Origin of the sequence: Streptomyces torulosus, assembly GCF_001419765.1 — a bacterium.
GTDB classification, from domain to species: Bacteria; Actinomycetota; Actinomycetes; order Streptomycetales; family Streptomycetaceae; genus Streptomyces; species Streptomyces torulosus.
This window is the reverse complement of record NZ_LIRK01000309.1, coordinates 1-13909: the sequence shown is the minus strand read 5'-3', so window position 1 is coordinate 13909 and position 13909 is coordinate 1. Positions and strand designations below refer to the sequence as shown.

At 72.1% G+C, this 13909-nt stretch carries 11 protein-coding genes; 8 read left to right on the top strand and 3 right to left on the bottom strand.

Translation table 11 applies throughout. The features are described from left to right. Positions 1-676 (bottom strand): thiamine pyrophosphate-binding protein (locus tag AOK23_RS21860; protein ID WP_276205749.1); only part of this gene is annotated, 676 nt, incomplete at its 3' end. A gap of 115 nt (positions 677-791) precedes the next feature. Between AOK23_RS21860 and AOK23_RS21855 the strand changes: the two genes are divergently transcribed. From AOK23_RS21855 to AOK23_RS21845, 3 genes are all read left to right on the top strand, one after another. Continuing rightward, positions 792-1580, top strand: coding sequence for an IclR family transcriptional regulator (locus AOK23_RS21855; RefSeq protein ID WP_169800319.1), 789 nt, complete (start codon positions 792-794; stop codon positions 1578-1580). 181 nt (positions 1581-1761) lie between these two features. After that, positions 1762-3240 (top strand): APC family permease, encoded by a 1479-nt coding sequence (locus tag AOK23_RS21850; RefSeq protein WP_055714378.1) that lies wholly within the window; start codon positions 1762-1764, stop codon positions 3238-3240. Positions 3241-3326: 86 nt separating this feature from the next. Beyond that, on the top strand, positions 3327-5240 hold the full coding sequence (locus tag AOK23_RS21845) for a primary-amine oxidase (RefSeq protein ID WP_055714377.1): 1914 nt from the start codon (positions 3327-3329) through the stop codon (positions 5238-5240). 28 nt (positions 5241-5268) lie between these two features. On the opposite strand, the gene AOK23_RS21840 is transcribed toward AOK23_RS21845, so the two are convergent. Beyond that, positions 5269-5976 (bottom strand): IclR family transcriptional regulator, encoded by a 708-nt coding sequence (locus tag AOK23_RS21840; RefSeq protein ID WP_055714376.1) that lies wholly within the window; start codon positions 5974-5976, stop codon positions 5269-5271. Positions 5977-6116: 140 nt separating this feature from the next. On the opposite strand from AOK23_RS21840, the gene AOK23_RS21835 reads away from it, so the two are divergent. Next, positions 6117-7616, top strand: coding sequence for an aldehyde dehydrogenase family protein (locus tag AOK23_RS21835; protein ID WP_055714375.1), 1500 nt, complete (start codon positions 6117-6119; stop codon positions 7614-7616). A gap of 90 nt (positions 7617-7706) precedes the next feature. Beyond that, positions 7707-8312 carry an NAD(P)H:quinone oxidoreductase gene (wrbA, locus tag AOK23_RS21830; protein ID WP_055714380.1) on the top strand — a complete coding sequence of 202 codons (606 nt, stop codon included), beginning with the start codon at positions 7707-7709 and terminating at the stop codon, positions 8310-8312. A 73-nt stretch (positions 8313-8385) separates the two neighbouring features. On the opposite strand, the gene AOK23_RS21825 is transcribed toward wrbA, so the two are convergent. Further along, positions 8386-9873: an APC family permease gene (locus AOK23_RS21825; protein ID WP_055714374.1), complete on the bottom strand. Its 1488-nt coding sequence runs from the start codon at positions 9871-9873 to the stop codon at positions 8386-8388. A gap of 342 nt (positions 9874-10215) precedes the next feature. On the opposite strand from AOK23_RS21825, the gene AOK23_RS21820 reads away from it, so the two are divergent. The 3 genes from AOK23_RS21820 to AOK23_RS21810 all read left to right on the top strand — a co-directional run. Beyond that, a complete protein-coding gene (locus AOK23_RS21820; RefSeq protein WP_055714373.1) occupies positions 10216-10830 on the top strand; it encodes a TetR/AcrR family transcriptional regulator C-terminal domain-containing protein in 615 nt (204 codons plus the stop codon). A gap of 89 nt (positions 10831-10919) precedes the next feature. Continuing rightward, positions 10920-11483, top strand: coding sequence for an MBL fold metallo-hydrolase (locus AOK23_RS21815; RefSeq protein WP_055714372.1), 564 nt, complete (start codon positions 10920-10922; stop codon positions 11481-11483). A 146-nt stretch (positions 11484-11629) separates the two neighbouring features. Next, positions 11630-13909, top strand: a 2280-nt coding sequence (locus tag AOK23_RS21810) for a SpoIIE family protein phosphatase (RefSeq protein ID WP_055714371.1), incomplete at its 3' end; no start/stop codon positions are given.

The following is a 13909-nucleotide window of genomic DNA, read 5'->3' as shown; positions in this document are numbered from 1 at the left end:
GCGCCGGCGGGAGGTGGCGGCCGAGGTCGTCGACGCCCTCGCCAAGCGGCTGCGGGCCGGGGAGCGCGCCGTCCTCCTGCTGGGCGGGGCGGCGCTCGACGAGCGCGGGCAGCGGGTCCACCGGGCCCTTCAGCACCTCCTGCTGGAAGTCGGCGGGGGCGATGAGGGTGGCCCCGCAGCCGGGCGCGGCGCCGGCGGCCCCGATGGCGTGGGCGGTGAGCTGGGCCAGACCCGCACCGGAGGCGGCGGTGCCGACCCAGCCGGAGACGGGGCGCGCGAGCGAGACGATGTCCGAGGTCAGGGGCGCGTCATGGGCGAGATGCCAACTGGCGTGATCCCCGACGACGTTGAAGACGGGGGAGTGGGCCCGCCGCGCGTTGTGCAGGTTGGCGATGCCGTTGGCGAAACCGGGGCCCAGATGGAGCAGTGTCATCGCCGGCCGGCCGGCGATCCGGGCGTAGCCGTCGGCCGCTCCGGTGCAGACGCCCTCGAAGAGCCCGAGCACCGCCCGGGTGCCGGGGACCGAGTCCAACGCGGCGACCAGAGGCATCTCGGTGGTTCCCGGATTGGCGAAGCAGACGTCCACTCCGGCGGCGAGCGAGGTCTCGACCAGGGCCTCCGCACCGGTCATGACGCCGAACCGGTTCGCCTGCCAGACGGTCGTGGCGTGGTTCATGGACTTTCCTCCGTGCACTATGCGCACCGTTCGTGCGTATAGTGCACAGCATTGGCAGGGGAGGGCCCCGACGTCAAGCCCCGGGGCCGGCGGACCCGTGGCCTACGCTGAACGCGTGAGCGGAGCCAGGAAGGTGGTACGCGGGGTGCGGGCAGAGGCCGCGAACGGCACGGGAAACAGTGCGCACGGCGGGAGCGAGGAGGGTGGGGAGGCGGTCAAGCGGCCCAGTCAGCCGCCGTCGCAGACGCTCGTCCGGGGTCTCGCCGTCCTGCGGGCCGTCGCCCACCAGCCCCGCGGACTGACGGTCGCCGAGATCGCCGCCCGGACCGGGCTGCACCGGACCGTCGTCCACCGCCTTGCGGGCACGTTGGCCGCCGAGGGGTTCCTGGCGAGGGCCGCGGACGGTGCGTACATGCCCGGCGGGGAACTCCACACGCTCGCCGGCACCTCCCGGCCCACCCTCGCGGAGTTCGTCCAGCCGCTGCTGCAGCAGCTCGCCGACCGTTACGGCGGTACGGCGATCCTGTTCTTCCCGGAACCGGACTGCGTCGTCGCCGTCGCCACGGCCGTCCCCCGGAACGCCGACTACCACCTCGCCTACCGCAAGGGCTCCCGCCAGCCACTGGACCGCGGGGCCGCGCCGTGCGCGATCCGCGCCGGACGGGCCCCCGCCGACGACGACCCGGAGGCGGTACGGGAGGCGCGCCGCCGGGGCTGGGTCACCAGCCATGGCGCGGTGGAACCGGGCGCCCACGCGGTCGCGGCGCCGCTGGCCCGGGACGGGGACGTGCTGGACGCCTGCGTCATGTTCGTCTCGCACCGCAAGGACCGCGTCGACGAGGCCACGCCGGACGTGGTCTCCGCCGCGCGGGCCGCCCGGGCGTTCCTGCTCGGGCCGCGGTAGGCCGCCGCCCGGCTCCTTCTTCTCGGTCAACGGCCGCCCCCGTCGGAACACTTCGGCGGGGGCGGCCTCCTTTGCGTCCGGCGGGCCTTGACACCCACCATCGGCCACCACACCATGTGCTACCAACAAACGTACACCATGTGCGAATATCGCACAGCGGTGCAACTGGAGGCTGATCGGGATGACAAGCCCTGATCGCATCACCCTGGCTCACGGCCGCCTGTCCCTGATCGGCGTCCTCACTCAATCCATCGGCTTCATGGGACCGGTGTTCTCGGTCGCGGCCCTTCTCCCCCTGGTCGTGGGCCTGTCGGCCACGGGACGGGGCGCCGGGGTCGCCACTCCCGTCGCGATCGCCATCGCCGGTGTCGGCATGTGCGGCGTGGGATGGGTGATCGCCCAGTACGCGAAACGGATCCATCTGTGCGGTTCGCTCTACGAGTACGTGAGCGACAGCGCCGGGCCCCGGGTCGGTGTGGCGGCCGGGTGGCTCTACTACGGGGCCATGATGGTGCTGGGGGCGTCGACGTTCCTCGTCCTCGGCGGCCTGACCCGGACCTGGCTCCTCAACGCCCTGTCCGTGGACGTGCCGTGGTGGCCCCTCTCCCTGGCCTACGCCGCCCTCGTCGTCGGCGTTCTCGTGATCGGCGTCCAGGTGTCCATCCGGGCCCAGCTCGTCCTCGCCCTCGCCACCATCCTCGTCGTCCTCGTCTTCTCCCTCGTCATCCTCTTCCGGGCGGGCCGCAGCGGCGGGGGACTGCCCGCCGAGCCCTTCGACCCGTTCTCCGTGGGACGCCTGGACCTCCTCTACGGCGTCCTCTACGGCATCAACATGTTCATCGGCTTCGAGTCGGCGGCCAACCTCGCCGAGGAGACCGCGAACCCCAAGCGCCATGTGCCCCGCGCGGTCCTGTGGTCGCTCACCCTCGTCGGTGTCTACTACCTGGTCGTCGCCTACGCCCAGGCCGTGGGCTTCGGCCTCGACGCGCAGGCGTGGAAGGACAGCGTCTTCCCGCTGGAGGCCCTCGCCTCCGGCAAGGAGTACGGATCGTCCGGCTTCGGCACCTTCATGGGCGTGCTCATCATCCTCGACGTCCTCGCGGTGGCGATCGGTGTCGGCGTCGCGTCGAGCCGGGGCATGCTCTCCATGGCCCGCAGCGGCCGCCTGCCCGCGAAACTGGCCCACTTGCACCCGCGGTTCCTCACCCCGGTGTGGGGCGCCGCCCTGTGGGGCGCCCTCTCCTGCCTGGTCATCGTGGCCGTACGGGTGGGCGACGGCGTCTTCTCGCGCGAGACCGCCCAGCCCGGCGTCCTGCAGCCCCAGTGGTCACCGGCGTTCAGCTGGATGGCCGGCTTCGGCGGCACGGGCCTGGCGCTGATGTACCTGATCGTCGCCGCCCTCGGCGTCAAGGGCCTGTGGCCGCACGTCGGCCACGCCAAGCTCCTCGTCGCCGGCAGTGTCGGCGTCCTCGTCTCGGCCGGCGCCGTCTTCGGAGCCGTCTACCAGGCCCAGAGCCCCCTCGACACCGTGCCCTGGGCCCTGCTCGGCTGGGTGGTCCTCGGCGTCGCGTGGTCCCTCTTCGTCCACCGGCGGGCGCCCCGCCCGGAGGCGACCGTCGACGAACCGGCGCGCAGCGCGGGCGAGGTGACCACCCCATGACGGCGCCGGAGCCCCTCGCCACCGCCCATGCCCACCCCACGCCCGGCTCACCGCAGCCGGCCCCTCGACCGCCAGGAGGAACGGCAGTGACCACTGCCACGCCGCACCCGTACGATCCGCTCACCGCCAAGGAGACGGAGCAGGCCGTCGCCGTGGTGCGGGCCGCCCGGCCCGAGCGCACGGCGATCAGATTCCCGCTGATCCGGCTGGACCTCCCGGACAAGGGGCGGGTCCGCGCGTACGACCTCGCCCGGCCGATCCCCCGCGTGGCCTTCCTCGTCGTCTACGACCCCGAGGCGGGCGCCATGTTCGAGGCCCGCGTCGATCTCACCGACGACCGCCTCGTCTCCTGGGACCACCTGCCGGGCAGGCAACCGCCCATCATGATCGAGGAGTTGATGGCCCTCGACGAGATCGTGAAGGGTGACCCGGCCGCGGTGGAGGCCCTCGTACGGCACGGCGTCGACGATCTGTCGCAGGTCCAGTTCGACCCCTGGTCCACAGGCACCCTGCCGGTCGAGGGCGTGGACGCCCGGCGCCGCGTGATCCGTGCGACCGCCTACGTCCGCCGCTTCCCCGAGGACAACGGCTACGCCCGGCCCGTCGGCAACCTCGTCTTCGTCATCGACTGCGACACCCGCACCGTGGCGGCCGTCCTGGAGGGGGAGCCGCTGCCGCTCCCGCCGGAGAGCGGTAACTACGACCCGGCAAGCGTCGGACCGCTGCGCGACGATCTCCGCCCGATCGAGATCACCCAGCCCGAGGGCCCCTCCTTCACGGTGTCCGGCAATGTCATCGAATGGCAGCGCTGGCGGCTGCACGCCCACATCGACGTGGTGGAGGGCCTCGTCATCAGCGACGTCTCCTACGAGGACGGCGGGCGCCGACGCCCGATCCTGCACCGGGCCGGCATCAGCGAGATGGTGGTGCCCTACGGCGACACCAGCGACGACTTCTACTTCCGCAACGTCTTCGACGCGGGCGAGTACAGCCTCGGCAAGACGGTGGGCTCGCTCAGCCTCGGCTGCGACTGCCTCGGCGAGATCCGGTACCTCGACGCGGTCCTCGCCGACGAGTCCGGCACCCCGCACACCGTCACCAACGCCATCTGCCTGCACGAGGAGGACTACGGGATCCTCTGGAAGCACTGGGACTTCCGCTACGTCGAACAGGCCGAGGTCAGACGCTCCCGACGGCTCGTCGTGTCGTCGATCCACACGATCGGCAACTACGAGTACGGCTTCTTCTGGTACTTCTACCTCGACGGGACGATCCAGTTCGAGGCCAAGCTCACCGGCATCGTCCAGACCCGGACCGTGGCCCCCGGCGTGAAGCCCGCCCACGGGACGCTGGTGGCGCCGCAGTTGGACGCCCCGAACCACCAGCACCTGTTCAACATGCGTCTGGACATGGAGGTCGACGGGCCGCGCAACACGGTCGTGGAGGTCGACGCCGTGGGGCTACCGATGGGACCGGACAACCCGTACGGCAACGCGATCGTCGCCCGCCGCACGGAGATCACCAACGAACGCGACGGCCGCCGGATGTGCGATCCGCTCACCGCGCGCACCTGGAAGATCACCAACCCCGGGGTGCGCAACCGCTTCGGCGAGCCCGTCGCCTACAAGCTGGTCCCGTTCGTCGGCCCCACCCTGCTCGCCGCTCCCGAGAGCGATCTGGCGCGGCGCGCCGAGTTCGCGCGGGCGCACCTGTGGGTGACCCGGTACAGCCCGGACGAACTGCACGCGGCCGGCGACTACCCGAACCAGCACCCCGGTGACGGCATCGGCACATGGATCCGGCAGGAGCGCGACCTCGTCGACACGGACGTGGTGCTGTGGCACACCTTCGGCACCTCGCACCTGCCACGCCCGGAGGACTGGCCCATCATGCCGTGCGACTACGTGGGGTTCGCGCTGAAGCCGGTCGGATTCTTCGACCGCAACCCGTCGTTGGACGTGCCGCCCCCGCCGGGGCACGGGTCGACGCACTGCCCCTGACCGGGGGCGGCCACGGGGCCGGCGGGTGTCAGCGCCCGACGGCCTCGGGGCCGGCCGTGCCGACCAGCTGCGTCGCGGCCGTCCTGGCCGCCTCCGTCACCAGATGCGGGACCCGGTCGTCGACGAGCTTGAGGCCGAGCTGCACCACGCCGAGGCTCGCCGTCGACCAGTCCGAGACCCGGATGGGGGCGGCGACGCCGATCGCGCCCTCCTGGATCGAGCCCACGCTGACCGCGTAACCCCGGCGGCGGGCCTCGCGGACGTGCTCGGTGTCCTCGTCGGAGTCCGGCCGGCCGGCGAGGATGGCGATGCCGTCCGCGCCGACGGTCAGGGCGTGCCGGGCGCCCTCCCGCATGGCGAGGTGCATGGTCGAGTTCGGCGGCTCCGCCGTCAGCAGGATCAGGGCCTGGTCGCCGTCGGCGACGCTCAGCAGCGCCGTGCTGTTGGTCTGCTCGCTGAGCCGCCGCAGGATCGGCAGGACGGTGGCCTGCAGCCGCGGTTTGAGCTGCCCGGCCAGTTCGGCCACACCGAATCCGAGGATGTACCGCGTGCCGAGGCGGGCGACGAGGTTGTGCGCCTCCAGCGTGCGCAGAAGGCGGTAGACGGCCGCCCGGGCGATCGTCAGCTGCTCGGCGAGCTCCGCCGCGGTGAGACCGTCGGCGTTGCGTGCGAGCAGCGACAGCACCGTCAGCCCGCGGTCAAGAGTCAGGGACGTTTCCCCGCCGGTCGCCGCCACGATCTTCTCTCTCCTCCTGCTTCCGCGTGCCGCACATCATGTCACGGCGCCGGGAACGGCCCGGTGGCGCCGACCCCTTGACCCGGCGTCACCCTCTCCCTATGGTTTCGAATATCGTCCTCATAGAACGGTAATCGTACATGCTCACACGCGCAGAGGCCGAACGGCTGGTCAGCACGGTTCCCACGGAGCCCTACCTCGCCGGGCGATGGGACAGCAGTCAGAGCACCGACACCTTCGACGTGATCGACCCGGTCACCGAACACCGGCTCACGACCGTGGCCGCGGCCGGGGCCCGTGCAGTGGAACGGGCCGTGTCGCACGCCCGGACCGCGATGGACGAGGGCGAGTGGGGGAGGACCGACGGAAGTGTCAGGGCGGTCCTGCTGCACCGCCTGGCCGATCTGATCGAGGCACGGAGCGAGGAGTTCGCGACCCTGGAGTCGCTGGACATCGGCAAGCCCGGCTTCGAACCGCGGGCCATCGACCTGCCCCAGACGATCCAGACGTTCCGGTACTTCGCCGGCTGGGCCGACAAGGTGGAGGGCCGCTCCGTCCCCACCTCCTCCTACATGGGACGGCCCACGCACAGCTACACAGTCCGCGAGCCGGTCGGGGTCGTCGCGGCCATCACCCCCTGGAACTCACCGACGATGATCGGGGCGTGGAAGATCGCACCCGCGCTCGCCGCGGGCTGCGCCGTCGTCCTCAAGCCCCCGGAGGACGCACCTCTCACCTCCCTCCTTCTCGCGTCGCTGATCGAGGAGGCCGGCTTCCCGGCGGGGGCGTTCAGCGTCCTTCCCGGACTCGGCGCCGTGACGGGCCAGGCGCTCATCGACCACCCCGGCGTGGACAAGATCTCCTTCACCGGCAGCCCCGAGACGGGACACAAAGTGGCGTTGGCCGCCGCGAAGGGGTTCCGGCGCACGACCCTGGAACTCGGCGGAAAGAGCCCCCAGATCGTCTTCGCCGACGCGGATCTCGACGAGGCCGCGCAAGGGGTGGCGGTCGGCATCTTCGCCAACCAGGGCGAGGTGTGCGCCGCGGGCAGCCGCATCCTGGTCGCTCGTTCCGTGTACACCGAGTTCGTGGACCGCCTCGTGGCGCGGGCCCGTGCCATCAGGGTCGGCGACCCGTTCGACGAGGGCACCACGATGGGCGCGCTGATCAACGCCCGGCAGCTGGGCAGGGTCTCCGAGTACATCGCGGCCGGGGTCGACGAGGGCGCCCGCCTGATCACCGGAGGCGGTCGGCCGCACGCCAGGGGCTTCTTCGTCGAGCCGACCCTGTTCGCCGACGTGGACAACGCCATGACGATCGCCCGGCGGGAGATCTTCGGGCCCGTGGGTGCCGTGATCCCGTTCGACACGGAGTCCGACGCGATCACGATGGCCAACGACAGCGACTACGCGCTGGCCGCCACCCTGTGGACCGCCGATGTCAGCCGGGCCCATGTGGTCGCCCGTCAGGTGAAGGCGGGTGCCGTCGCGATCAACGGCTGGGCGCCGCTCGACCCCCGCGTGCCCTGGGGCGGTTCCCGGCTCAGCGGCCAGGGGCGGGAGCTGGGCTGGGCCGGCATCGAGGCCAACACCGAGGAGAAGACGGTCACGGCCGTGCTCTCGTACACCCCCGACAAGTGAGAGCGCGCCAGGCGCCCTCCTCGAGACCGTCCACCGCTCTGTGATCGCCCACTGCTTGTGATCGTCCACCGCCTCCGGGAGGGGTTCTCCGTGTCAGCTCATGTCTTGGTCGTGTACTACAGCGCGACGGGGTCCGTGCATCGGCTCGCGCGGGCGGTGGCCGAAGGGGCCGAGTCGTTCGGTGCCGAGGTGCGGCTGCGCAGGGTCGCCGAACTCGCTCCCGACGAGGCGATGGCGGCGAATCCGGAATGGGCGGCGCATCACCGGGAGACGGAGTCGGCCGTCGAGGTGGCCGAGCTCGCCGATCTGGAGTGGGCCGACGGATACGCCTTCGGCACACCGACGCGGTACGGCGCTCCGGCTGCGCAGCTGAAGCAGTTCATCGACACCGCCGGAAGTCTCTGGCAGGAGGGGAAGCTGGCGGACAAGCCGGTGACGACGTTCGTCTCCTCGGCGGAGCGGCACGGCGGCCAGGAGTCGACGATCCTGTCCCTGAACAACGTCTTCTACCACTGGGGCGCGGTCATCGTCCCGCTCGGCTACACGGACGACGTCGTCTACGCGTCGGGCGGCAACCCGTACGGAACGTCATGGCCCGCCGGCTTCCCCTCGACGCCGCCGGACGACACGGCACTGGCCTGCGCACGCTTCCAGGGCGCCCGCCTCGCCCGGTTCGCGGCCCTCCTCGCGGGCTGACCCCCGCCGACGGCCCCGCGGCGGTGGTCCGACCTTCCGCGGCGGGGCCCGCCCACACCCTGGAGGGCGGGGGTCACACGGATTCGACGTCGGTGGTGGCGAGTTTCGCGTAGACCTCCGGCCGCCTGCGGCGGATCCGCGTCGCGAGGACCACCCCGGTCGCGAACACGGCCGGGGTGAGCGCCACGAGCGTCCAGTTGACGGCGGGCGACGCCCCGGTGAAGAGGTTGAGGCGGGTGCAGACCAGGCCCGTGATGACGGCCAGCAGCAGCGCGGCGGTCGCGGGCGCGGCGGCCGTCCGCAGCCGTCCCGCCCCGGCGGCGCCCGGGTTGCGGCGGAAGAAGACGACCACCGAGCAGGCCGCCAGGGTCTGCAGCGCGAGGATGCCGACCACTCCGGGGGTGTTCACCCACAGCAGGAACTCGTTGTACGGGTGCACGCCGATCGCCGCGAACACGGCGGTGACCAGGGCCGCCAGCGCGGTCTGCGCGACGCCGGAGACCCAGGGCGAACCGTGCCGTGGGTGGATGCTGCCCAGCCGGGCGGGGGCGGCGCCCTCCAAGGACAGGGCGTAGCCGTAGCGGGTGATGGCGTTGTGGAAGGCGAGCAGGGAGGCCAGGAGGCTGCTGACGATCAGGACGCGCTGGAGGTCGGTGGCCCAGCCGCCGACGTAGTGGGTCATCGCGGTGAAGAACATCTCCGCCGGGTTCCGTGCCGCCGTCGCCACGGCCTTGTCGTCGCCGAAGGCCTGGACGATGACCCAGACGACGAAGGTGTAGAAGAGGCCGAGGAAGCCGACGGCGAGGTAGGTGGCGCGGGGCACCGTGCGGTCGGCGTCGCGGGCCTCCTCGCGGTAGAGGGCGGTGGCCTCGAACCCGATGAAGGCGGCGACGGCGAGGCCGAGCGGGGCGCTCATCTTCGACGTGAAGACGTTGGAGGGGGCGAACGACGCGAGGCTCAGGCCGTCCGCGCCGCCCTGGAACAGGATCGCGCCGGCCAGCAGCACCAGGATGGCGGTCTCCGCGATCAGCAGCGCGGCGAGGACCTTGGCGCCGACGTGGATGGATCGGAAGCCGAGGAACCACACCACGGCGATCGCCGCGAAGGCGTAGACGGGCCAGGGAAGGTCGACGCCCAGGAGGTCGTTCGCGGTGCCGGCGGCGAAGAAGCCGAACGCCCCGTACGTGCCGATCTGCAGCGCGTTGTACGAGAACACCGCGAGGAGCGCCGCTCCCAGCCCGGCGGGACGTCCGAGGCCCCGGGCGACGTACGAGTAGAAGGCGCCCGCGTTGCGGATGTGGGGCGTCATCGCGGTGAAGCCGACCGCGAACAGGCACAGTACGACGCCGACCGTCAGATAGGCGACCGGGGCGCCGATGCCGCCGAACATGATGGCGAGCGGGGCGATGCCCGCCATCACGGTGAGCGGTGCGGCGGCCGCCACGACGAAGAAGACGATGTCGCTGACGCCGAGCGTGGCCCGCTGCAGGTGCCCGGTCGGGTCCGCCCCGGAGCCCGCCGGGGGCGGTGGGGGAGCGGTGGAGGTGTGGGGCTCGGTCATGGGGTCTCCGCGTGCTGCGTGAGGTCGACGGACGTCGGTCGCTGTTCTGCCGCGCCGCGGGCCGGCGGTGACGGTGCCGTACCTCTACCGTCCACGATGTCCCTCCGTAGGGCGGTGCACTTCCCGTCGGACCGACAGATCGGAACGAGAGGTCGGAGCGACGGATCGGGGCGAGAGATCGGAGCGACACAGCAGAACTGAAACCGATTCGGTTTCGGTAATGTAGGGGTCACCCGGAGGCTCGGGAAGAGTTTTACTGAAAGTCATTCGGTAAAGTTCGGATGACCCCAGGTGCGAGGCGGCCGTTCCGCCCGCACCGGCGGGAGACGAAGAGGAGCCCATGTGCCCAGGCCGCGCACGCCTCTGCTGGACCGCCGACGCATCGGCGCCGCGGCGCTGAGACTCGCCGACGACCAGGGGACCCTCACCATCCCCGCCCTGGCCAGGGAACTCGGCGTGGCTCCCTCGGCGCTCTACCACCACGTGTCCGGGCGGGACGAGATCATCTCGCTCATGCGGGAGGAACTGGCCCGGGAGACCAGCCCCGACGCCTGGGACCCGGCCCAGCCCTGGGAGCAGGCGCTGGAGGACTGGGCCCGCTCCTACCGCACGGCCTTCGCCGGGCACGCCGGGGCGGTGCCGCTCCTCGCCACCGCCCCGCTGGGCGAGCCCTTCCTGTACGCGATGTACGAGAAGGTCGCGGAACTCCTGCTGACCGCCGGCTTCGCCCCGCACCAGGTCATGCCCCTGATCAACGCGATGGAGAGCTTCATCCTCGGCTCGGCCCTCGACCTCGTGGCCCCGCCGGTGCTGGTCGCCGACGTACCGCGGGAGACCGCCCCGCACCTCGCCGCCGCACTCGACGACGTCCCGCACGACCACCGCCGCGCCGAACTCGCCTTCGACATCGGTCTCCGTGCCCTCATCACCGGTTTCCGGGCGCTCCTGCCCACGTGACCGGGAGGCACGGCCCCGTACAGCACGGCCCGCTCAGCCCCCCTTGCTCACCTTCCACACCTTCCTCTTCCGCACCGTAGGAGCCCGTCATGACCGCCTCGTTCCACGTCCTGACCACCGGCTACGCGGACGACCGCGTCGCGGGAACCGTCACCCTGCTCGTCGACGGCGCGACCGTCGCGATCGTCGACCCCGGCATGGTCGCCGACCGCCGGCTCATCCTGGACCCGCTCACGGAGCACGGACTCGCCCCCGAGGACGTCACCGACGTGGTCTTCAGCCACCACCACCCGGACCACACACTGAACGCCGCCCTGTTCCCCGCGGCCCGCTTCCACGATCACATGGCCATCTACCAGGACGACATCTGGGAGGACCGGGACGCCGACGGATACCAGCTCTCCCCGTCGATCACCCTGATGACCACACCCGGCCACACCGCCGAGGACGTCAGCACCCTGGTGGCCGCGGAGCAGGGCCTGGTGGTCCTCACCCATCTGTGGTGGACCGCCGAGGGACCGGCCGACGACCCCTTCGCCCCCGACCGCGACCAACTGCGCGCGGCCAGGGAGAAGGTCCTCGCCCTCGGTCCGGCCCTCATAGTCCCCGGCCACGGCGCGCCCTTCGCGCCGTCGGCGTCGACGCCCGTCTGACGTGGCTCCACCCCGGCCCCCGGAGGCCGGCGCGCGCCGCGCAACCGGTTGAGCGGGATGCCCCGCGGCGGGATGCTGGAGGGAGCGCCCGTGCCGGGCGCACAGCGCCGTGCTGGAAAACGGCAGAACGACGTCGGGGTACGCCCATGGACAACGAGCCCGACACGACCAGGGAAGCGGAGCGACCGGCCGTACCGGACGACTTCGCGGTCGTCGTCGACGCCCGGGGAGTCGTCCTGGTGTGGAGCGCCGGCGCCCGGCGGCTCCTCGGGTACACGCCCGAGGAGGTGGTGGGCCGGCCGGCCGCGCACCTGCGGACCGCGAGGCTGCCCACGGCGACCCGGCGTCACCTGGCCGCCGTCGAACCCTGGACGAGCGACGTGGGGCTGCGGAAACGGGACGGCGACCGGGTCATCGTGCGGCTGCGGGGCACCCCCCTGCTGGACGGGCGGGGCAGGACCCACTGGGTCCTCACGCCGGCGGCGGTGACCTACTCCGCCGGGCCGACGGACACGGGGCCCGCCGAACTGTGGGACATCACGCTCGCGCAGCTCCCGCTGCCCGTCGCCATCTACGACAGCGAGGCCCGGTTCGTCACCTGCAACCAGGTGATGACCCAGGCCATGGGACTGAACCCGGACGAGATGCGGGGGCGGACCCTGTGGGAGATCTACCCCGTCCCGCCCCTGGACGAGATCGACCGCCTCCAGCACGAGGTCGCGCGCACCGGAGAGATGATCTACCGCGAGGAACAGCCCTTCCGGGCCTCCGGTGAGGTCCGCGACCACGCGTGGTCGCTGTTCCTGTCCCCGCTGAAGGACAGGGCGGGCGCCGTACTCGGACTGTCGGCCCTGGTCATCGACATCACCGAGCAGTACTGGGCCCGCCGGCGCCTGGCCGTGCTGAACGACGCCAGCGTGCGCATCGGCAGCACCCTCGACGTGACCCGGACCGCCGAGGAACTGGCCGAGGTGGCGGTGACGGGGTTCGCCGACTTCGCCACCGTCGACCTGCTGGAGTCGGTCGTCCAGGGCCACGAGCCGCAGCCCGTGCCCCCGGACGCGCCGGTCGTCTGCCGCCGCACCGCACAGCGATCGGTGCTCAAGGGAGCCCCGGAATCCGTGGTCGCCACGGGCGACATCGACATCCACCCGCCCGGCTCCCCGGCGGCCGAGGCGCTGACCACCGGCCGCGGCAGCTACCACAGCGCGGGCGACCCCCTGCTACGGGAGTGGCTGGCCGCCTCCCCGGGCCGCATCGACAACATGCGGCGCTTCAAGATCCATTCGGTGCTGATGGTGCCGCTCCGCGCCCGGGGCATCACCCTCGGCGTGATGCTCCTGCTGCGCCACCGCACCGAGGACGCCTTCCGCGAGGACGACCTGGTGCTCGCCGAGGAGATCGCCGCCAGGGCGGCGGTGAGCATCGACAACGCCCGCCGCTACACCCGCGAGCGGCACACCGCGATCACCCTCCAGCGCAGCCTCCTGCCCGAGCGGCTCCCCGAGGTGGAGTCCGCGGACCTCGCCTACCGGTACCTGCCCGCGGGCCCAGGGGACGAGATCGGCGGGGACTGGTTCGACGTCATCTCCCTGTCCGGGGGGCGCGTGGCACTGGTGGTGGGCGACGTGGTCGGCCACGGCGTGCACGCCTCCGCCACGATGGGCCGGCTCCGCTCCGCCGTACGGACCCTCGCCGACGCCGACTTCACACCCGATGAACTGCTCACCCGGCTGGACGACCTGGTCATCCGCCTCGACCGGGAGGAGGGCCCGGACGCACGGAGCGCGGCGGAGGGCGCCTCGGGAGAGGTCGGGGCCACCTGCCTCTACGCCGTCTACGACCCCGTGGCCGGTTGCTGCGACCTGGCCCGGGCCGGGCACCCGCCGCCCGTCCTGATGCGGCCCGACGGCACCGTGGAGGTGCTGGAGCTGCCCCCCGGACCACCGCTAGGCCTGGGCGGACTGCCGTTCGAGGCCGCCCGGATCGACATGGCCGAGGGCAGCACGCTCGCCCTCTACACCGACGGCCTGATCGAGGCCCCCGGCCGTGACGTCGACGTCGGACTCGACCTGCTGACCGAGGCGCTGCGCCATCCCGCCGCCGATCTGGAGGAGATCTGCGACGAGGTGCTCCGCAAGGTGCGGCCCGACCCCCCTGCCGACGACATCGTCCTGCTCCTGGCCAGGACCGCCACGCTCGGCGCCGACCGGGTCAGCACCTGGGAGCTGCCCCTGGACCCCGCGGCCGTCGGCGGGGCCCGCCGGATGGCGGCCGAGCAACTCGACGCATGGGGACTGGCCGACCTCGACTTCGCCACCGAGCTGATCGTCAGCGAGCTGGTCACCAACGCCATGCGCTACGGCAACGCCCCCATTTACCTACGGCTGATCCGCGCCGACGCCCTCATCTGCGAGGTCTCCGAC

Coding starts and splice junctions, on each gene's coding strand:
- AOK23_RS21850 (WP_055714378.1), top strand. CDS start 1,762: ATGACAAGCCCTGATCGCATCACCCTGGCTCACGGCCGCCTGTCCCTG.
- AOK23_RS21835 (WP_055714375.1), top strand. CDS start 6,117: ATGCTCACACGCGCAGAGGCCGAACGGCTGGTCAGCACGGTTCCCACG.
- AOK23_RS21825 (WP_055714374.1), bottom strand. CDS start 9,873: ATGACCGAGCCCCACACCTCCACCGCTCCCCCACCGCCCCCGGCGGGC.
- AOK23_RS21815 (WP_055714372.1), top strand. CDS start 10,920: ATGACCGCCTCGTTCCACGTCCTGACCACCGGCTACGCGGACGACCGC.